Below are 22,519 nucleotides of genomic sequence, written 5' to 3'. Positions count from 1 at the left end.
TAACCTGGTATAATAGTAAACATGGAATGGTAGTTGGTATGATACACAGAGTTTACGCTTTTTGCGTAGGTGTTTTGTACTGTGGAAATGAGAAAAGGTCACGCGTCTACTAGTAAGATGGGTGGCCTTTTCTGATATCCTCAGGCCAAACGCGAACCGCTTTAAGAAAACAGAGAGGAAGTTTGGGAAATGAGTTTCAAGTCTTTCAAATCATTAGAACCAACACAAAAACATTTTAAAATGTATAAAGACGGCAAGCGTTGGGTTGTGGCTGGAATTTTTGCTGCGGCAGTTGGACTGGGCGGTTTGATGCCAATGAATGTTTCGGCTGATGTGACAACACCAGTCGATAGCACCAGTGCATCAGCCACGGTGACGACCAATCAAACAACCCCGGTCGTTAATAGTGCTTCGGATTTATCAGCAGCGGCTACCCCAGTCGCTAGCTCAGCATCGACATCAACTACGACAGATTCGTCAGCAATCGCAAGTGATCAATCAATTAGTAGTATTAACAATCAGACAAGTCAACCTGTTGCAACATCTGCTGTTACATCAAGTTCTGACGACATCAAGTCATCTGAGAGTACACAAAGTCTTATGCAACAACCGGATTCGGCTAGTCAATCAGTCGAAAGTGCGGTTGATTTGGGCGTTGTAAACGGAGATGATGAAAGTGCAATGGCACAGGTCACGGCGACAGCGAAAAGTTTATCAGCTACCCAGGTGCCGGTATCTTACGCGGCGGTACTGCCAACGGTCGCATCAAGCAACGTCGCAAGCTCGGTTGCACCAGCTAAGAGTGCCACGAGCAACGTTGCATCTGATACGCAAGTTAGTCAAGATAATGTGGCATCGCATTTCACGATGGTGACTTCAGGAGCCACGACGTCACAAGCAGTTGCGACAACATTGACGCCAGCCATGGCAAGTTCATTAGCAACGATGGCGTCTTTGGCAGCTGATTCAGCTAAGACGGTTGCCGGTTACAACTCAGTAGCCAGTGCAACGTATGCCAGCTTAACGGCGACGGCATCCTACTATGCCAGTATTGCGGCGACAAATAAGTCGCGCACAATTTATACGTTAACGACAAATAAAGGGCAACAAGGTGCGTTAACCTTCAACAAACAGGTTGATATGAAGGCTAACTGGACGCTAAATGTTGAATTAGATTTGGCAAATCTGCAAGATATGAACCATGTCTTTGGTGATTTCTTAGGACTTACACTCTTGCCCGTTGATCCTAAGCAAGTGGCCACCGTCGGCAGTAACGGTGGTGGGTTAGGTATTGATGGCGTAACGGGTGCGTTTGCCTGGGGGCTTGATCTGAACCCTAATAATGGGGATGGCATCACGAACCTTGCTAAGACGATTGTTCAGGCTGGGTTCCGTCTTACGGCACCGGCAACCGGCACTGTCATTAAGGCCGGGACACAATTACAGTCAGGCTTTACCGCACCAGATGGCACAGTTTATGCTGCCAATGATGTTGTGAAGACTGATATTTCTTACGCGGCTGGCGCACTTTTGCCAGCGAATATTAACCTCGACGGAACTGTTATGACGAATACCCAGGCGATTACAGATTTGGTGGCCCAGCTTGGTGGCCACACGCTGGGGTATACCAGTTATGGTAATGCTATTTGGACGCAATATGTGGGTTATCACGTTGGGTCAGGATCTGATTTTATGAATCATTCAGTGACGACCAAAACGGGCATGACGGCTGATAATTTTGCGACGGATGTTCAAACAGCTGGCTCTAATGATTTGGGGACAGCAGTGACGCCTAACATCGTTGTGCCGGTTACAATCAGTTATGTAGCAAACGGCGATGGCACTGGTGTGTTAACAGTTCAGGCAGTTGATGGTTCATACAAGCAATCAATGGTTGTTGGTGCAAAGAATGTGGCTACGATGGCGTTGGCAATTAAAGCCATCACTGGTGATTCTAGTTCACAAATGGGTGTGACTTTGGTCGATCAAGGAACGTCACCAGCGTTTACATTGGTGAATCCGACAGTTATTGACAAGGGTGGCGATGTGACAACGCCAAGTACGTTGCCTGCTTCGGCCCCAAGTTCGACAGCATCTGCAAGCGTTTCGTCAGCAGTATCGGAATCATCGTCAGTTGTCTCATCACTTACGCCGTCGAGCGTTAGTGGTGCTTCAGTTGCACCGGTCGTACCACCAGTTCCATCAAATACGCCAACCTCCAGCGTACGACAGGTGTCAGAGGCAGCAAAGCCAGAACAGTCTGCTGAGGCTGGTTCACATCAAGTGCACCACCAGAATCAGACACATACTCAGTTGGCCAAAAAAATCGTCGTCGATCAAAAGCAGCCGTCGATGATTGCTGACCTAGTTAACAAAGTGACGTTACTTGCTGATACAACGACAACCGTACAACGGATGGTTGTACGGAGCGCGGCGGTCCAAAAGTTAGTGGCGCAGTTGGATAATACCACTAGCAAGTCTCACGATGTCTTGCAAGCGGTCAACAAATTGTTGTCACTTAGTTTGCCTCAAAATAGTCAGGTTCGGGTCATTAAATTGGATGACGAGGCGGTCGTCATTGAATGGGCGACACCAAAGAAACATGGTACTGGCGATGCTGTTGCGCGACAAGTAACTACCACGACACCAGTCAGCATGCAAAGTCTGCTAGCTGATGGTATGAAGTGGACGAAAGCTAATCGAACGGATGCGATTGTTGGTGAAATGCCGACACTGGTGGTTGCCATTGCGCAAGCTATCGGCATGGTGGCCTTGACGATTGTGCCATTATCATTTGCTGGTTTCCAGCTTGGAGATATGCAAGCACCAGAGCAATTGCCAGTGGCTGACTTGAAGTCAGTGGCTATGAATTATGCGCCGACAGCCGACCTGTTAGCGCGTGATGCCGATGTGCCAGCTAACTGGGCTGATTGGGGAACAACTTACGCTAGTTTTTTGGATGAAGAGCCAGTTGATCAATTAGTTGCGCCAGCCGGGACAGTTAATATTAATGAAGCAGCGTATGCTGAGCGTTATGCTGACGCCATAGTTGCTGTTGACGAAGCAAAAATGTTGCTACAGGAAGCTATCGATGACAATGCGACAACGCGTGCGTTGGCCGAACATGGACAAGCCGTCAGCCGTGCATTAGCTGCGGTAGTAGCTTTAAATGAAGCGCAACGCTTTATGGTTGCACAGCAAGCGACGCAGGTTGCCGATGGTCGCATGACGTATCAAGCAGACGATGTTTGGTCACAAACATTGGATCATGAGCCTGCTAATATGATTGCTGCGCCAGCTGGATTTGCCAATATTGATGCGGATGATTATGAAGAAGCATACATTGACCATGTCCTATTACTTGAGGATGCTAAGATGGCCCTGCAAGAAGCCATGGATGATGGTGCAACGATTGGCCAGGTCGAACAGGCTGTCAAGCATGTTGAAAACGCGTTGTCGGATATTGTGGCTTTGAATGTTAGTCAGAAGTTCCAGCAATTGCAACAAGCATCGACAATGATGAACGAGATGGATGGTGAAGCGACGATGGAGTACAATCCAATGACGAGCATTGTGGTGCCAGATGGTTTTACGATGCAAAAACAGGAACAGTACGAGATGGCGTATATCGATCAAGTTTTAGTGGTTGACGAAGCTAAGATGGACTTACGTGAGTTGTTGGATGATGAAGCAGAAACGACACATGCACAAGCGGCAGTTGTTGAGGCAGTTGATGCGGTCGCTCGTTTGAATGCGGCGCAAATTATTCAGCCAATTGCCTAATTAAATGTAGATTAAAAACCCCGTTGCGATTCCAATTGAGGAATTGCAACGGGGTTTCTTTATATCTTAATAGACGGGATAAACTTCCTTTAACATCGTTAATAATTCTTGATATGGTTGAATGAAATCGCGCTCCCCAGTAATCACTTCAACATCTTTTAACAAATTATCGATGGTCAGTGGAATGACATAACCTTCACGAAGAACTTTGATAAATTCGGCGTTTAAGAGCATATGCCAGCGATAATTAAAGTAGATGTGCATGTCTGGCCGATGCTGATATTCGGCAAACTGACGTGCATAAATTGCTTCAGCCCGGTCAGCATCTTTGTTCAAGACAGCCTGAATCAGAGGTGAATCATAGTTGATGAGGATCGGGTCGTATGGGTAACGGAATGTCTCCATGTAATGACCGAAATCTAACGTTTGATCCATCCAACGTTTAATCAAATTCGAGTCTGGCTGGTTCAACATTGGCCAAGCAGCCAGACGTTGTTGCGCTTCATGCCATGTATCGAAGCGGCCTCAATGTTCAGCGACGTCTACTGAGAGTTGCTTCAGTTCATCTGACTGTAGCCAATGTGGCACTGTGTGCTTTAAAACGGTACCACGGAACTCTAAGGCAATTTCTTTGTAAATATCAAAGCCAGTCTCAGCATACAAATTTTCGTAATCAGTGATAGCAAGTTGCATTTCATCAACTGATAAGTGGCGCATACCGAAGCGACTGCGTCCATAGGCAGTTGAATTGGTTGTGAGGTAAACATCCACGTCACGAACGTCTAAGCGGGCAGCCATCATGGCGGCAAATAAATCGTTGACGTCAAATTCGGCTAAGTTTTTCCGCACCCGATAAATCTTAGAATGACTCATACCGGCCGTCTCGAATTCATGAACGGACAACTTTTTCAGCTTCATAATATATTCGAAAGCCGCACCCATCGGGACGTCTGCGAACGAGATACCGACCGATTCATCTAGTCCAACAAGGACGGTGTCAGCGTCTGTTGGTTGCAACTTTTCAGGTGCGTGAGAAGTTAATTTCTTCCAATACACGTTGAACGTGTGCATATTTGGTGATACGTAAAGTCGGTCCATATCTAAACGCTTAGCAGCCCCAAAGAAAGAATCGAAGGCGCGTTGGGCAGCATCAACATTGCCCATGACGTAGAGTCGTGAAATGTTTGCGAGTCGTTTCATAATTGCGAATTCACCTGCAAAGGGACGACCACGCATATTAGATACCTGGGTCAAAACAAAGTCCAGATATTTACGTGCGCGAGCTGCCGTGCTGACTGCGTAAGTCATTGCGGTTGCATGAATTTTAATCATTAATTCGATACCGTCAGCTGGATTGTACGCTTCGTATGTCAGTAGTGATGTTGTAAAGATTGGGTACAGCTTGAAAAAACGGGCTACTGATAGATAATGGACTAAAATTCGGAATACCTGCAAGTCAAAAATAGTAAAGAATTTTTGGCGTTTCAAGCTATTGTACAGATCATCGACATAATCTGAGGTAGGTTCATCTTTTTTATGTGCGGCCCCTAATTCATATACTGTTGAAATCGTATAATAGGCCGTCAGCTTTGTCGCCATATAGCGACGAGCGGCATCTTTTGCGCGCCGTTCATATTCGGTGACGTCTAAGGTAAAGTAGTCACCGAATTCATTAAAAATCAGTTGATCACGTTCGCTAGAGTCTGCCACGACTTCTGATAGTGAGACGGTCAGCAATTCGATTAATTTTTGTAGGTCACCAATGCTGAGGGAACCTTCACCTGATACGAAGCGATAATATTTGTTTTTTGAAATACCAGTTTTCGTAATGCGATCAATCGAGACCCGTTTTGCCTGTCTGATTTCATTAATTTTTTCTCTTAATAACATAGTTACAACACTCTCTTCTTTTAAAACCACTGCGTTAATTATACCGGTATTGTGGAGAAAAGATGTGTTATGAGTGCCCAATTTGTCCCACGTATAGAACGATTTAGTGAATTTTTGACCTGGAACCTCTTAAGCGTGCAGATAATGCAAAAAATTGACCCAATTTTAGGCCAAAGCGGATATGAAAGTAACGGGCATTTATACTGACGTCATAGGGGATATAAAAATGGTAGAAAAAAAGCAAACGGTTTTAACAATCTTAATGGACCTGTACGCGCAGGTTGAAGAATCAAATACAAAGTTACGCTATATTGTATTGTCGACTTTTCGTGATGTGGTTGAGAGTCGACGGGATGTTGGTGATATTGTGACACAAATGGTTAATAAGATAACATCAGACGTACCAGAATTAAATAGCTCATTTTATGAGGAAATTATGCGGATTAGCCATAAATAAAACCAGATTTAACGCCAAAGCAGTCATAAACTATGCATATATGACTTGTATGATAAGGCTATCTTAAAAATGGTGGAGAAATATGATGGCAGATTATTCAGCAATGTCAACTGGGGTTGGTCAGTTGAACTATACGTTTGGTACGTCAACGGCGGCGGAATTTGGTGTGAAGATTGAGAATGCGGGGACGCATACGAACGGCTTCCGCCAAACCCAAATTGCCCGGATTCAAGAACGCGTTGCAGCCAAGCCTAATATTACGTTTGCCCGGTTACGAGCAGATTTAAATATGGACACAGCGGACTTACGTCAATTAGCACGCGAAGCTGGCGTTGAATTGCGATAATTACATACTAAAAGTGCGCGATATTCACTCAATTTTGAGACAAAATGATTTTCGTTGCAATAATTTGTGTAAGATGGGTTTGTGCTTGAGATATGTATTCAGGCACAATTATCTCTATCTTAACAACCACTAAAAAAACCACGCAGATATGCGTGGTTTTTTTAGTGATTTGTGACCAAAACGTTTTGCTTGTTTTGCGTGTTCCGCTGGCGGTACAATTGCCGTAATATCATGATGACATTAACACTGTGGGAGGAACAAGATGAATAACTTAAATCGTACAAAGTCGATGTATGATGCTTTGGCAGACGCGGCCCACCGCGCTTTGCAACGGACGTTTGATCAAGTGCCTGACGGGCAAAGCTTGCTGCAAATGACGGCGGAGGCTAAGCTAGCGGATGTCGAAAATAATGGGTGGAATTGTTCAGTCATTCAACCAGCTGAACTCAAAGCCTTCGCCATGGGCGTGATCAAGGGGCTAGAAGATTTAGCGACAACCTGGCACGTTGAGTCACACCCGACCTTTATTACAGCGAAGAAGGAAGTCACAGAAGCGATTATTAATCTGAACGATGCGCGACCTGATTCAGTCAATAAACTGGGTGCCGATTTAACCAACTTGCGTAATTTGATTCGTCATTTGAAGGTTGAACTTAATGAAAATCACCCGGAGATGTTGCGCCGCATTGCTGCCGATTTCTTAACGGCCTACGAACCGGCGCGACAAGACCCTAGTTTGGCAAACGTGTATGACGCCTTAGAAGCTGGTTTCCAAAATAGTGAGACGACTGGAGCTGAACTGCAACAGTTGCTAACGACTTTTTCTGGTTCGTTAACGGCGTTTCAAGAAAGTAGTAATGACTTTATGAACGAGGTTATTGCTAGCATTCATGCGCAGGTTGCACACTTTGGCTTGGATACGTTACCAGAGCTAGTGACGTTCTTCCAAGAAGTTCATTTGGAGTTGGCTGTTGCGACATATCCAGCTGAGTATATTGCGATTAGTCAATTACTTGAAAAGATGGAGCCGGTGTTGACTGATGAAATTATGAAAAAGACAGATTTGACTAAGGTACGTAGCTACGTGACTGAATTGTACCGAAGTGTGAAGTCTGCTCAATTGCCGGTGTCCCATTGTCGGTCGGTGCAACTGAAACACTTAATATTTGTGAAAACAAACTAACGGCGACTGATGCAAATCGTGATGACTACCGTGACGTGATGGACTTGTTACGTGGCGTTCGCTTTGAAGGTTAAACCATAGAAAACACATTAAAAATCCCAGCTATAAGACAGAACGAAAAACCGCTGTCTTATAGCTGGGATTTTTTGGTTTACATGGATTTTTTTGTCCCAGATTTGACCGGTTTTGTGGCCATTTTAACGTGAATTGGTGTGAATTACTTACTTTTAATCCGTTTTTAGCGCAATTTTTGACCGTTTTAAAAAAGAGTGGTCACTGGCGCGTAAACTATCAACAGATAAAAGTTAAAAAATCGGGAGGACTATCATGAATTGGGTACCACAATTATTAGCTGTGGCTAGCAAATATGATGGTGACATTATGAATGCTGAAGTTGCTTCATTAGGGAAACAACTTTGGGATACGTATTCCGAAAGCGGTCCATATGTGATTGATGGGGAACACCGATATTCCAGTGTCGCTGCAATGGCAAAAGATTTACATGTGAGTGTTCATCGTATTCGCAAGGTGATTGAGGAGACGAATTTAACGAAGGCGTACGGGCCTGATCAAGTTCGTTTTGACTATCATACGTTGCGTTACGATTCAGTGGACAATAAGTAAGTGAAACGAGACTTTTTTCAAAGAAAATTCATATTTGGGTCTTAAAATATATAAAGTTATTTCGGGATTTGTGTTAATTTTGGCACTTTCCAGAAAGAATTGATTATTTATCGGATAGTTGTGTTATATCGAACCTGATTTTCAGACTGCACAAGGTTGATTGTAGTGATTTGTTCCGGAAGTAGATTTCAGAAATAAATCACTATAATCAACAGTTTGGAAATTGGCGTTGATATAGATATTTTTCAGGATACAAGAGAGGGAAAGCTTAGTATGAAAAATAACAAGATTTTGAGCGAAGCAGATTACATCGCAAAAGAGCACTACAAAATGTATAAGGCCGGCAAGAAGTGGATGGTTGCAGGAATTACTGCCGTATCTATCTTGGGTGCCGTTGCGATGGCTGAAGGCACAGCCTCTGCTGACCAAGTTGCAAATACGACGTCAGGAACAGATCCAGCCGTCGTTAAGGTTGACCAAGCAGCTGCAACGTCACAATCAGCAACGACGGTGACGTTGTCAGCCTCTGCATCAGTTTCTTCGGTCGCATCTGAAGTACCAGCTGTGACTGAAGTTAGCGCATCATCTGAAGTGGTTTCTTCAGTAGTTGCCAGCGAAGCAGTTAGTTCATCATCAGATGTCGAGAGCTCTGTAGCCCCAGCAAGCGTTTCCGCTTCAGTTGAGGCTTCTTCAAGTGTCTCTGCATCAGTTACGCCAGTTGCCAGCGTTTCACCGTCTGTTGAGAGTTCTTCAGTAGTTGTTGAAAGTACAGTTGCTTCTGTTGACAGTGTTGCATCATCAGTTGCGCCTGTTGTGAATGGTCACGATTCAGTTGCGATGTCATCAATGATGTCTTCAGCTGAGTCTGCTAAGGCAGCTGGTTCAGTTGTGACGATGCGTGCTGTTTTGGCGCAAGCAACGGTCTCAGCATCAACGGCTGGCACAATTGCTAAGGTAGCAGATGCCAATAACAAGGCTGGCAGCTACGGCTCATACGCTGGCACAAATGGTGCGACTAACGACCCACACCACTTGACGGTTACGAGTCAAATCGCTGGTAGTTACTTCACACCATCAGGAAACATGGCAGCAGCTGGTTCGGTTGTTGCAAAGGATGGCACGGTTGCATTGACAAATGCTAACAACCAAACTGGTGCATATGCCTTCCAAAACATGGTCGACATGACTAAGAATTGGAGCATCAATTTTGATATTGATTTGGCTGCGTTGACTCACGATCAAACGATTATGGGTGACTTTATCGGGCTAGGACTTTTGCCAGTTGCGCCGGATAAGGTTGCAACTGCTGGTAAAAACGGTGGAGGCCTTGGAATTGCCGGCGTTTCAAACGCCTTTAATTGGGGAATTGATTTTTGGCCTAATACCGAGTCTGAATTTAAAGATGCGGTCAGCATTTATGCAACCAAGGGCATTGGTGCTGGATTCCTTTCAAGTGGTTGGGAAGCTGACTACAACGTCGTAGGGGTCCGTAATACTGATGCAAATGGAAGCATGGTTGCTGCTGACACAAAGTCAATGGTGGCGTATGGTACTTTATCAAACACTGCAGATTTGGGATCGATTAAAGCGTCGAATGCTGCGGATTTATTTAGTGGTGGAACGTTTAGTACTCCTTCGAAGGGTGAAAAAACAAACAGCCTAGTAAGTAAGTCATACAACTACAAGAACACGGTGACTGCAACCTTTACGGCCAATGGTGATGGTACCGGAACATTGCACGTTGTAATGGGAAAGTATGATAAGTCATTTACTGTCGGAACTAAGGGCATTACATCAATGTCTGTTGCCGTTTTGTCATCAACTGGTGGCGGTGCCATGAACGTCATGGGAACAGCGATTAAGAACTTTGATTTGCAATTGGCGACAACGAATAACAAGATTTCATATGTCGATGCGGCCGGTAACCAATTGATGGATGGAACCTCAATGGTTATTAATGCCGGTAACACGTTAACTTTGTCAGCTGATGGTACAACTGGTATGAGCGATGACGGTAAGTCGTTTAACGGTGTCGTACCTACGTTACAAGGATATAAGTACGCAGGCTATACAGTGACGCAAACGGATTCTAATGGTACGAAGACAGTTACAAAGATTGTACGTGATGGATCGACATATAAGACTATTGTGACAACCACTGATAAATCAGGTAAGTCTGAGACTAATACAACGGATGGCATTCAAGCAGTAACACTTGGAAATGACGCGACAATTGTAATTAATTACATTGCCCAAGCAACTGGTGCTGTGACTGGCGTGACGTCTGATGGTACGAAGCTAACAGATGTGAAGACTGTACAAACTGACGTGAACGGTACGGTAGCTGACGCGGACAGCACTTTAACGTTTGACTCATTGCCAGCTGTTTCAGGTTATTTGCCAGTTCAAAAGAGTTTTGATTTGGCTGAAGCAACGACACTAACCGGTTTGAACCAGGCCGTTAATGTCATCTACATGGTTGATGCAACAAAGGCCGGAGATAACCATGATGTTAACGTTGCGAAGGACAGCGCTGTTGTCAAGGCTGCGGCTACGTTGCAAACAGCCTTGGCAAGTGCAACAACGCAAGATGCAGTCCAAAAGGCCGTGGCGGCTTATGATCAAGCTGTGCAACAAGCAGTTGCAGATCAAACAACAGCTAAGACTGTTGCTGGTAACCTAGCTTCTTACCCAGATAACTTGACTAGCACGGCACTTACGACTGCTAAGCAAGCCATTGCTGATGCAGTTGCAGGTTTGACTGACGGGTCAAAGTCAACGGATGACTTAAATAAGGCATTGACCGATTATGCGACAGCAGTTCAAAAGGCTGTTACCGATGATGCCGCTAAGTTAGCTACGACAACGGAAGCTAGTGATGCAACAGTGAAGGCCGACAAGGCAACCCTTGATTCAAAGGTGGCCGATTTGACTTCAGCATTGAAGTCAGGCGATCAAACAAAGATTAACCAAGCCACACAAGCGGTAACTGACGCTAAGAACGCTTTGGATAAGGCTGTTCAAGCTGCAGCAAACACTAACGCAAATGGCGTTGCTGATTTGAAGGATGCTAATTTGACTGGCTTGCAAACAGCTTTGCAAGACGCTACGAAGGCGGGCACGATTGCTGATATCGCGGCTAAGGAAGCAAGCTTGGTTGACGGCGTAAAGAACACCGCAAACACTTTGTTGGATCAAGTGACTGCCGATCAAGCTGCGGTTACGTCTGCCAATGATGATGCCACAAAGACGGCAGCATCTGATTTGGACGGAGCCAAGGTTGAATTGCAAAACGTTTTGGCAGCGGTTCCGGCGGCTTCAGTTGCTGCAATCGTCACGGCTGTTAAGGCTTTGGATGATAAGAAGCGTGCCTACGAGTCAGCTGTTAAGAACGCAGTGACGTTGAACGATGACACGAAGGCAGTCGCTGGTCTGGCGGCCTCAGACGCAGCCGTGAATACTGCGGTAACTGCGTTGAAGAAGGCTTTGACGGATGGAACTTTGACTGACCTTGCAACGGCTGAAAGTGGTTTGAAGAGCGCTATTAACGCTGCAGCTACTGCTGCTGGTAATACAGCGGATGCTGAACAGGATGTTGTCGCAAAGATGTCAGTAGCAAAGGATGCTGCAGTTACGGCAGCTGGTACGATTTTGGACCAAAAGCAAGCTGAGTTGGCAACGCTTGTTAAGTCAGGCACAGCAACGTCAGATGAGATTGCAGCTGCAGTTACGGCAGTTAATAACGCCAAGAACGACTACGATGCTAAGGTTATCGCAGCTGTTAAGAAGAACGACGTTACTGACGACGTATCTGCTTTGGCAACTCCTGGTTCAGCAATCGAGACAGCTGTTAACGGTTTGAACGATGCTTTGACGTCTGGTGATATGACGAAGATTGCATCAGCTGAGACAGCACTACAAAATGCCGTTTCAGACGCAGCGAAGCAAGCTAATGTTGATGCAGATAACGCGCAAAAGATTGTCGCTAACATGCCATCAGCAAACGATGCCGATGTAACTGCCAAGTCAGGTGCATTGGATCAAGCGCAAACAGAATTGAAGAACTTGTTGGCAGCTGATCCGGCTGCAACGACTGACGCCATTGCAACAGCAGTCGCAAAGGTTAAGTCAGCGCAAAAGGATTACACGGATGCTGTTGTGGCAGCTGTGAAGAAGAACGATTTGACGCCAGATGTTAACGCATTGGCAAAGTCTGATACAACGGTTGCATCAGCAATTTCAGATTTGAACGATGCCATGACATCAGGTGATATGACGAAGATTGCCGATGCTGAGACGAAGTTGAACACGGCAGTTAAGAATGCCGCAACAACTGCTAACGGCGACGCTGACTCAGAGCAAACGCAAATCGCTGATATGACGGCGGCAAAGGATGCGACGGTAAAGGCTAAGAACAGTGCCTTGGATACTGCTCAAGCAGATTTGAAGACGGTCTTGGCTGACAAGACGGCTACAACTGATGATATTGCTAAGGCTGTTAATGCAGTGAACACAGCGAAGTCAGAGTTGGATAATGCTGTTAAGGATGCTATGTCAACGGCTGTTAACTCAGATGCAGTTAATGCCATTGCTAAGGACAACACAGCTGTTAAGGATGCCCAAACTGCATTTAACAACTTGCCTGATACGGCTTCATTGGCTGATATTAAGGCAAAGAGTGATGCCCTAAAGGACACGTTGAAGACTGTGGGTGGTGACACAAACACGACTGTTGACACGGATCAAGCGGCCGTTGCCAACACGACAGTTGCTAAGAATGCTGATGTGGCTAACGCCGGTTCAAAGTTGGATGCCGCACAAAAGAATTTGACGACAATCATGGCTGACACACAATCAACGCCAGAAGATGTTGCTAAGGCTATTCAAGCGGTTGAAGTTGCGAAGAAGTCACTTGACACGGCCGTGAAGTCAGCCGTTAAGAACGATACTGACACGGCAGCCTCATTGATTGATGCTGATTCAGTTAAGAACGCTAAGAGTGATCTTGATGGGTTGTTGGCTGATGGATCAACAGCTTCAATCGCGGATATCGCAGCAGCTGAGAAGAAGTTGACGGATGCCATGAAGGACGTTGCGAAGGATGCAGCTACTAAGGCAACTGATACGACAACATCAAATGTTTCTGACGATGCCAGTGTTAAGGCAGCAGCAAACGTAATCAACAACTTGCCAGCTAACGCAACGCCGCAAGACATTGCGAAGGCATTGACTGATTTGAACACGGCGGTTTCTAAGGCACAAACAGCATTACAAGATGCCAAGGATGCTGAGAAGGCAGCGTTGGCTAAGACGGTGACATCACCATATGACCAAGAGACAGATGTGAAGAATGCCAAGGACGCAATTACCAAGGCGTTGTCTGCCGACGATACGACTACGACGGCTACGCAATTGCAGAACTTGCAACAAGCATTGGAGCAAGCAGTTGCACAAGCTAAGGCAGATCGTGATGTTGCAAATGCAGCAGCGACGACGGCTGAAAATGTGCCAGATTCTGTTAAGTCTGTAGAGGCTGTTAAGAATGCTTTGGCTGCCTTGGATAAGGCTGTTGCGGACGCTGCTAATAATGAGGGCACAACAGCCGCAATTACTACGGCCATTAATGACTTGAAGTCTGCTGAAAAGACAGCTCAAGGGGCTGTTGCTAAGCAGATTCAGGCAGGTACCGATGCAATTAACGGTATTCCAACCAACATCAAGGATGATACTGCAGTTCAGACGAAGTCAGCTGAATTGAATGAACTGTTGACTAGCGGTGATGCAACTGCAGCACAAATTACAGCAAAGATTGCTGAATTGACGGCTGCAGAAGCAATTGCAACAGATGCTATGAACGCCGAGCGAGAAAATGTTACAAAAACTTTGACGTCAGGGACTGTAACTGATTCAGATGGCAAGGCCACTACAACTGTTCCAGACATGATTACTGCAGCTCAAAACACGGTTGCCGATGCAGGTGCAACGGATGATCAAAAGGCAGTTGCGCAAGCCGTTTTGGATGCCCAAACAGCCTTGAATACTTTGATGGATGGATCAGAAAAGTACACGGATGCAGATGGTAACGGATCAACGCGTACAACAGCTACCAAGACGGCTTTGAAGAGCGCGGAAGCGAACTTGCAATCAGCGATTGATTTGATGCGTGATCAACGTCAAAAGTTAATTACGTCTGGTTCTAACCTATCAACTTCATCAAAGACGTTGAATGTTAAGAACGAATCAACAGTTCAAGCTGCACAAAAAGCGTTGGATGATCTATTAGAGAATGCAACGGCCGACAATTCAGATCCAACTAACGGCGCGTTGAATACTGCGATTGCAAACTTGCAAAATACAATCACAACTGCTCAAGCAGCCCGTGACACGGCGGTTAAGAATGCAAATGCTGTGTCAATTCCAGCTAACTTGGCTGATCAAGCGAAGGATGCGAATACTTCCTTAGGTGAGGCGGTTGCTGAATTAGCAAAGCAACTAGCAAATGGCACAACGGCAGATATTGAAACTGCAACGCGTGGTTTGAATGAGGCACTGGCTACTGCTACGACAGATCTTGCAAGTGCCAAGACTGATGTTGTAGCGACAGTACCAACTAACTTGGCGGATAACACTGCTTTGAATACAGCTGCACAAAACTTGCTTGATGCTGCTAACAGCGATTACGCAACAGCTGATGATTTGAAGAATGCTAAGTCAGCTTATGAAAATGCGAAGACGGCAGCTGAAACTGCTTTGCGCACGTCAACGTCTGACGCCAAGACAGCACAAACGAACATTGCAAAGAACTTGGTTTCTGATACAGATGTCATGGCTGCAAATGACAAGTTGCAAAAGTTGTTGGATGCGCCTGAGACGTCAACTAAGACAGCCATCGATGCAGCCGTTAAGGCGTTGACAAACGCTGAGTCAGCCGCCGAAGCGACGTTGGCAGCTGCGAAGGATTCTGCATCTAAGAACATGCCAGCGACTGCACCTGTCTCATCAGAAGCACAAGTTATTGCTGCTAAGAAGGCACTGACGGATGCTATTGCAGATGGCTCAACGGCGTCAACAGCAGATATTAAGAACTTGCAAGATGCATTGACGGGTGCCATTGCATCTGCTGAAAAGGCACGTGATGCTGCAATGGATACGGCGTCAGATGCTTTGGGATCGGTAACACCTGATTTGTCTGATAACGAGGACATTAATGATGCGAAGGCAGCATTACAATCAGCGATTGAAGCAGCCAATGCTGATACGGGCACGACAGCAGCTGTAGCCTCAGCTTCAGCTAAGTTGGCCTCATTGGTAGCCTCAGCTAAGCAATCGTTGGCTGATGTGCAAGATTCTGCTAAGAACGCTTTGGCTAAGGTGCCTGTGAACGTCCAATACGATACGAAGGTGCAACAAGCTGAAGCGGCTTTGCAAAAGGCTTTGGGTACGGATTCAACGTCAACAGCAACAGATATTGCCAAAGCACAAGCTGAATTGGCTGAAGCAGTCGCTAACGCACAAGATGCTCTTGCAACGTCAACGTCAAACGCTTCGATTGCAATGAAGTCAATTCCAGTTGCGGTTGCAACTGAGACGGCCGTGACAGATGCACAATCTGCTTTGGATGCGTTGTTGGAGAAACCAGAAATGTCAACTAAGACGCAAATTGATGCGGCTAAGTCAGCATTGGATTCAGCCGTTGCGGCTGCTGAAAAGAACCGTCAACAAGCAATTGATTTGGCAACGGCTGCGGCCGGTGCAACTGCACCATATGGTATGGAAGCTGCTGGAGACGGCACGATTGCTGATGCGGCCAAGGCGTTGACTGATTTGACCAAGACCGATGCTACGGCAGAACAAATTGCTGATGCTACAAACGCCTTAACGAAGGCAGTAGCCGATGCCTCAGCTGTTCGTGCTAAGTCAGTTAATGACGCCGCACAAATGGTTGTACCAGTTAACTTGAGTGATCAAGCGGCTGATGAGACGTCAGACGTAGCTATCAAGAAGGCTGCTTTGCAAAAGGCATTGGATAAGGCTGCTAACAACGCTGGTACGTCAGCAGATATCGATGCTGCTAACACAGCGTTGGCGACAGCGATTGCGGATGCTAAGACTAAGTTGCAAGCAAATAAGAATGAAGCAAACAAGCTTAGTGTGCCAACGAACATGACCGACAATGACGTGGTTAACGATGCGTTGACAGCGTTGAAGAAGGTTGCGACTGATCCAAACGCAACGCAGACAGCTTTGGGCAAGGCACAAGATGCATACAAGAAGGCAGTTACTGATGAGCAAGCCAAGTTGCAAACAGCCAAGGATACTGCCAATGGATTAGAAGCGCCAACAAACATGACTGACAATACGGTTGTGGCTGGTAAGTTGGCCGACTTGAAGAAGGTTGCAACTAACCCAGATGCGACAGCTACTGAATTGGCAAACGCGCAACAAGCTTACGATGATGCCGTTAAGGCTGAACAAGGCAAGTTGCAAGATGCAAAGGATGCAGCAGCTGATGTGACGGTGCCAAAGAATGTTTCAGACAACAAGAATGTTTCTGATTTGTTAACGGCTTTGCACAACACGGCCGCTGATAAGAATGCAACGGCAAGCGCATTGTCAGATGCACAAAATGCTTACGATACTGCGGTTGCAAAGGCGCAATCAGATTTGGAGACTGCAAAGTCAACAGCTGATAAAACAATGATTGACACGAACATTTCTGATGACACAGCAACTGCGGACGCGCTTGCTAACTTGAAGAAGGTTGCTGAAGATAAGAATGCGACGGCAAGTGACTTGAAGGATGCGCAAAATGCTTACAACACAGCAATGGGCAAGGCACAAGAAGTTTTGAACACTGCTAAGTCAGCTGCACAAGAGGTTGTTACTAATTTGGAGAATCCTGAAATGAAGGGAACTGCTGAAGACCCTTCAGTTGCAGCGGCTAAGCAAGCACTTGAGGATAAGTTGGCTGATAAGGACGCAACGGCTTCACAAATCGATGCTGCTAAGAAGGCGGTCAATGATGCGGTTGACATCGCTAATAAGGCAATTGACGATGCCAAGAAGGCATTGGCTGCAACCCCAGTTGATACGACGACGGTCAAGAATGAAGCTTCAGTTGCTGAAGCCCAAGCGGCTTTGGATAAGTTGTTGGATCCAGCTAACAAGTTGGTTTCTTTGGCACAATTGAATGCAGCTCAAGAAACGTTGCAAAACGCGGTTGATGCAGCGACGGCAAAGCGTGCCGTTGCTAATAACGGTGCTAACGATGCCATTGCGAATGTGCCAGCCAATGTTGCGGGTGATGCAACTGTTAAGGCAGCGCAAGCGAACTTGCAAGCGCTTGTTGATGCAGCGGCCAAGGACGGCCAAGTTGCTGATAAGAATGCATTGACGGCTGATATCTTGAAGGCGACGACTGCTTTGCAATCAGCTGTTACGGCGGCCAACTCAACTTTGAGTGAGTCAACGGATGCAGCTAAGTCAGCTTTGAACAAGGTACCAACCAACGTGCAAGATGATGCGGATGTGCAAAAGCAAGAAGCGGCTTTGAACGATGTGTTGAGCAGCCCTGATTCTTCTAAGGAAGCGATTGATAAGGCGAAGTCTGATTTGGATCAAGCTGTAAAGGGTGCTCAATCATTGTTGGCTGACACTAAGGATCAAGCTAAGCAAGAAGTTAAGACAGCTAACGATAACAAGGCCTGGCAAGATAATGCAGCGGTTGCGAACGCAACGGATGCTTTGCAAAACTTGATTGATTCAGAGACGGCTACTAAGACTGACATTGATAACGCCATTGCGTCATTGAAGTCAGCTGAGCAAGCGGCTGATAACAAGTTGGCCGATGTGACGGCAACTGCCAAGTCTGCCTTGGGTAAGACGGCGCCAGTTTCTGGTGAAAAGGCCGTTGTCGATGCTGCTAAGGACTTGCAGACGTTGCTTGATTCAGGTACAGCAACGGCAACGCAAATCGCGGATGCTACGAAGAAGTTGACGGATACAGTGTCAGCTGAGACGACGACGCGTGGCAAGGCTGTGAATGATGCCACTAGCGATGTTGTGCCTGCCAATGTACAAGATGTTAAGACGGTCCAAGATTTGCAAGATAAGTTGCAAGACGCCTTGGCTAATGCAGCAGCTGATAAGGGCACAACGCAAGCCATCAAGGACGCGCAAAAGGCGCTTGACGATGCAATTAAGCAAGCCCAATCAGACTTGGCTGATGTGAAGAACACGGCGATGTCTGATATGACGAATGTGCCAGTAAACTTGCTGGATGATAAGAACGTGACAGATGCGAAGGCAGCCTTGAATGACGCGATTAATTCAGCAACTGCTACGGCAACTGACGTTAAGGCTGCACAACAGGCCCTTGATGACGCTGTTACGGCAGCCAAGTCAGCGCAAGAAGGTGCGGCAGCAGCGGCTAACAAGGCTGTAACTGATGTACCAGCGTCTGTTAAGGATTCTGATGCAGTCAAGGATGCGATTGCTAAGGTACAAGGTTTGACCAAGGACTTGACGGCTGATGCTGCGACAAAGTCTGCCATCGACCAAGCCAAGCAAGACTTGGCGGCTGCTGTCGCTGAACAGCAAGGTGTTCGTTCTGATGCAGTTACGGCAGCAAAGTCAGCACTTGATGCAACGGCCCCTGTTTCAGGTGAAGTTGCTGATCAAATTGCGGCTTTGCAAAAGAAGCTTGGTGATAGTAGCGCCACTGCTTCAGATATCAAGACGGCAATGAACGATTTGAACAAGGCTGTTGCTGATGCTAAGCAAGCTCGTCAAACGGCAGTGTCAACGGCAACGGAGACGCAAGTGCCAGCTGGTTTGTTGGACAACAACAAGGTTGCTGACTTGCAAGCTAAGATGCAACAGGCTTTGAAGGATGCGTCAAATGATCAAGGATCAACGGATGCGATTAACAAGGCTCAAACTGCTTTGCAAACAGCAATTGATGATGCAGCCGCAACGTTGCAAAAGAACAAGGACGACGTTGATGCATCAGTTCCAACGCAATTGGCTGATGATAAGTCACTGAACGATGCGGCAGCTAAGTTGGCTGAGGTAGCCAAGGATGCGAACAGCACTCAAAGTGACTTGGATAAGGCGCAAAACGCCTACAACACAGCAAAGTCAAATGCTGAAACGGCATTGAAGAATGCCCAAGATTTGGCTAAGCAAGTTGTTGCAAACGTACCTGATAACATGAGCGATAGCCAAGCTGTCGCTGATGCCAAGAAGGCGTTGCAAGATAAGTTGGCTGATGGTTCAACGGCCACGGCTTCAGAAATCAAGGATGCGCAAACTGCCTTGACGCAAGCTGAAAACAAGGCCCAACAAGCTTTGGATACGGCTAAGCAAGAGGCGGCAGCTGATTTGGATGCGGTGAAGAAATCGGATAAGACGTTGCCTAAGGATGTGCAAAACGCAGCTGATAACTTGCAAAAGGTTTTGGACGATCCAAAGTCAAGTAAGGCTGACGTTGAGAACGCTCAAAAGCAATTGGATGTGGTGAACACACCAGTTACCAAGCCAGCGGGTGTTACGGCTGGTGAAGGTGATGATGTTGCTGATTTGGACATTCCATCAGTTGATGGTAAGACACCAGTTGTCTTTATCCACAACGCTGACGGCACGACAGAGAAGGTTTTGCCAAACGCGGTTAAGGGTGAAGATGGTGCTATCCACTACAAGTTGCCAAGCACGAAGGTGAAGGCCGGTGCAACACTTGAAGTTGTGCAGGTGCCAGTTGCTGAAGTGACATCACCAGTTGTAACGGGTGATACGGCAACCGTTAAGGTGACTGATAAGACGGGTTACACGCCAATTATTTCTTACGTGGATCCAAAGACTGGTGACGTTGTCTCAGTGAAGATGGATGATAAGGATACGCAAGGATTGACGGTGGCTAAGAACGCCGATGGTACGTACACGGTAGCTGGTTTGCCAGCTGGTGTTGACGCAGTGGTTTCATTTGATCCAAATGCGGTTAACGCAGCAGCAGCGGTTACGTTGACAGATGCGGCTAAGCAAACGACGGCTGGTAATGCAGCTGCTCGTAAGTTGCCAACCATTGCTTCCGTTGTTGATAACTTGAAGAATGTTATTTCAACAGGTTATACAGGTGCTTCTGTGGTTGTGCCTGATGCAATCGAAGCTGGTTTGAAGGTCGACGGGTACCAATACGAAGTTGTCGGACCTGACAACAAGGTATATGGTACGTTGGCTGAAGCAGTGGCCGCTAACCCAACGTTTACGACAGATGATAACAACTTTGTAGTTGTTTACTCACCAGAGAATGATCAAAAGGTAATTGTGAAGTCTAACTTGTCATCAAACTTGATTGCCCAAACAAACGGGGCTTCTGATACGAACTGGACTGGCAAGACGAAGCTTGGTTCAGTGACGGATGCAAGTTTGAAGAAGGCTGGTTACTCATACACGGTTACGGGACCTGATGGTAAGACGTACGCAACATGGGCAGAGGCTTTGAAGGCTAATAAGTTCTTTGATAACAATGATGTTGCTGGTGGCAGTGCGACGTTCGACGAGCAGGCTGTGATTGCACAAGCGCTTGAAGTACGTGATGGTATTGCCACGATGGCGTCAGCGCTTGGTGAACAAGCACCGGGTCAAGATGCTGAAATCCAACAATTCGTGGTGAACTACACGAAGAACGCGGATGCAGTTGATCAAGACACGAAGGATGCCCAAAGTGATTTGAACAAGGTTTTGGCTAACAAGGATGCATCAGCTGAAGAAGTTGCCAAGGCGGTTTCTGATTACAATAAGGCTGTTGCGAGTGCACAAGCAGATCGTGACCAAGCGGTGAAGGATGCGAATAATGTCGCAACTTCACCAGTCAACGGTGAAACGGCTGTGAAGGATGCCCAAAGCAAGCTTGCTGATGTTTTGAAGAATGCTGAAGCTGGTAAGGCTTCGACACAAGACATCAAGGATGCGATGACAGCCTTGCAAGATGCCGTTAAGTCAGCTAAGTCAGATCGTGATGCCGCTGTATCAACTGCAAAGTCAGTTAATAAGGGTGCGGTTGCTAATGAGTCATCAGTGAAGGACGCACAATCAGCACTAGATAACATCATTGCAAAGGCTGCCAAGGGTGAAGCAACGACGGCGGATGTGCAAGCAGCTGCAAAGTCATTGCAAGAAGCCGTTACAAAGGCAACCGATGCACGCAACCAAGCTGTATCAACTGCAAAGTCAGTTGATAAGGGTGCAGTTGCTAATGAGTCATCAGTGAAGGACGCACAATCAGCACTAGATAACATCATTGCAAAGGCTGCCAAGGGCGAAGCAACGACGGCGGATGTGCAAGCAGCTGCAAAGTCATTGCAAGAAGCCGTTACAAAGGCAACTGATGCGCGTGACAAGGCCATTAAGGCGGCACAGAAGTCAGGTCAAACTGCCGGTGCAAAGAATTTGTCAGACAACAATGCCGTGCAAAAGGCAAAGGATAAGTTAGCACAATTGATTAAGGACGCTGCTGCCGGTAAGGCAACGACGGCTGATATCGAGGCTGCTACGAAGTCGTTGAACGAAACGGTTGCTAAGGCACAAGCTGCGTTGGCAACGGCTAAGAAGACGGCCAAGTCTGAAGCAAAGGTTCCTGCATACTTGTCAGATAGCAAGTCGTTACAAGCGGCAGCTGATAAGCTAGCTGCGTTGGCTGGTGATCCAAATGCAACGGCTACTGATTTGCAAAACGCTTTGACGGCCTACAACAAGGCAAAGGATGCTGCGCAAGCCGCATACGATGCCCAAGTTAAGGACGCCAAGACGGTTGTAAGCACTGGTAAGATGACGCCAGCAAAGCAACACCTAAACGAGTTGCTTGCTAATGGTGCCACAGCTAGTGAAATTGCGGTTGCGATGATTGCCGTAGCGAACGAGAAGGATACTGCAATTGCGACAGCAGCTGCAGCGCCAATCGTTTCTGCTGGTATCATCACAACGATGCACCCAACGTTGGTAGTTCGTGATAACACGGTGCCAACGGTGACTGCAGAAAATAAGTTGCCAGAAACTGGTGTTGATCAACAAGTTTGGTTGACGGTTGCTGGTACGATGGCTTTGTTGGGCTTGTTCTTGGTCGCTGCTAAGCGTCGCAAGAATGATGACAAAGAAGCTTAATTGATAAGAAGGTGTGGACTACTGGAAGGTGGTTCACACCTTTTTGTTATGAAACGGGAATGTCCCAAAACTGAACGAT

8 protein-coding genes are annotated in these 22,519 nt (G+C 46.6%); 6 read left to right on the top strand and 2 right to left on the bottom strand.

The window, feature by feature from the left end:
* The first annotated feature begins 189 nt into the window (after positions 1-189).
* Positions 190-3,783, top strand: a complete 3,594-nt coding sequence (locus tag ACJ28U_RS09095) for a lectin-like domain-containing protein (RefSeq protein ID WP_407619039.1) — start codon at positions 190-192, stop codon at positions 3,781-3,783.
* Positions 3,784-3,849: 66 nt separating this feature from the next.
* Here the strand turns inward: ACJ28U_RS09095 and ACJ28U_RS09090 are convergent, their stop codons facing one another.
* Both ACJ28U_RS09090 and ACJ28U_RS09085 read right to left on the bottom strand, forming a co-directional pair.
* The gene (locus ACJ28U_RS09090; RefSeq protein WP_407619038.1) at positions 3,850-4,218 is read right to left on the bottom strand and encodes a hypothetical protein; all 369 of its coding nucleotides are present in this window, start codon (positions 4,216-4,218) and stop codon (positions 3,850-3,852) included.
* Between the two features lie 90 nt (positions 4,219-4,308).
* Positions 4,309-5,673 carry a helix-turn-helix domain-containing protein gene (locus ACJ28U_RS09085; RefSeq protein WP_407619037.1) on the bottom strand — a complete coding sequence of 455 codons (1,365 nt, stop codon included), beginning with the start codon at positions 5,671-5,673 and terminating at the stop codon, positions 4,309-4,311.
* A gap of 226 nt (positions 5,674-5,899) precedes the next feature.
* Between ACJ28U_RS09085 and ACJ28U_RS09080 the strand changes: the two genes are divergently transcribed.
* The 5 genes from ACJ28U_RS09080 to ACJ28U_RS09060 all read left to right on the top strand — a co-directional run bounded on the left by ACJ28U_RS09080 (position 5,900) and on the right by ACJ28U_RS09060 (position 22,440).
* A complete protein-coding gene (locus ACJ28U_RS09080; RefSeq protein ID WP_407619036.1) occupies positions 5,900-6,130 on the top strand; it encodes a hypothetical protein in 231 nt (76 codons plus the stop codon).
* A gap of 82 nt (positions 6,131-6,212) precedes the next feature.
* Complete coding sequence (locus tag ACJ28U_RS09075) at positions 6,213-6,476, top strand: hypothetical protein (protein ID WP_224159296.1); 264 nt, start codon at positions 6,213-6,215, stop codon at positions 6,474-6,476.
* Positions 6,477-6,738: 262 nt separating this feature from the next.
* Complete coding sequence (locus ACJ28U_RS09070; RefSeq protein WP_407619035.1) at positions 6,739-7,659, top strand: hypothetical protein; 921 nt, start codon at positions 6,739-6,741, stop codon at positions 7,657-7,659.
* A gap of 327 nt (positions 7,660-7,986) precedes the next feature.
* A complete protein-coding gene (locus ACJ28U_RS09065) occupies positions 7,987-8,283 on the top strand; it encodes a hypothetical protein (RefSeq protein ID WP_099088363.1) in 297 nt (98 codons plus the stop codon).
* 273 nt (positions 8,284-8,556) lie between these two features.
* A complete protein-coding gene (locus ACJ28U_RS09060) occupies positions 8,557-22,440 on the top strand; it encodes a lectin-like domain-containing protein (protein ID WP_407619034.1) in 13,884 nt (4,627 codons plus the stop codon).
* Positions 22,441-22,519: the final 79 nt, after the last annotated feature.

It is taken from the genome of Weissella sp. MSCH1, from assembly GCF_045799135.1.
Lineage (GTDB): Bacteria > Bacillota > Bacilli > Lactobacillales > Lactobacillaceae > Weissella.
The sequence above is the reverse complement of the archived record's forward strand: the minus strand, read 5'-3'. Positions and strand labels throughout refer to the sequence as shown.

Excerpts from the sequence above, each read along its gene's own strand:
- ACJ28U_RS09095 (WP_407619039.1), top strand. The coding sequence starts at position 190 with ATGAGTTTCAAGTCTTTCAAATCATTAGAACCAACACAAAAACATTTT.
- ACJ28U_RS09090 (WP_407619038.1), bottom strand. The coding sequence starts at position 4,218 with ATGGATCAAACGTTAGATTTCGGTCATTACATGGAGACATTCCGTTAC.
- ACJ28U_RS09085 (WP_407619037.1), bottom strand. The coding sequence starts at position 5,673 with ATGTTATTAAGAGAAAAAATTAATGAAATCAGACAGGCAAAACGGGTC.
- ACJ28U_RS09080 (WP_407619036.1), top strand. The coding sequence starts at position 5,900 with ATGGTAGAAAAAAAGCAAACGGTTTTAACAATCTTAATGGACCTGTAC.
- ACJ28U_RS09075 (WP_224159296.1), top strand. The coding sequence starts at position 6,213 with ATGATGGCAGATTATTCAGCAATGTCAACTGGGGTTGGTCAGTTGAAC.
- ACJ28U_RS09070 (WP_407619035.1), top strand. The coding sequence starts at position 6,739 with ATGAATAACTTAAATCGTACAAAGTCGATGTATGATGCTTTGGCAGAC.
- ACJ28U_RS09065 (WP_099088363.1), top strand. The coding sequence starts at position 7,987 with ATGAATTGGGTACCACAATTATTAGCTGTGGCTAGCAAATATGATGGT.
- ACJ28U_RS09060 (WP_407619034.1), top strand. The coding sequence starts at position 8,557 with ATGAAAAATAACAAGATTTTGAGCGAAGCAGATTACATCGCAAAAGAG.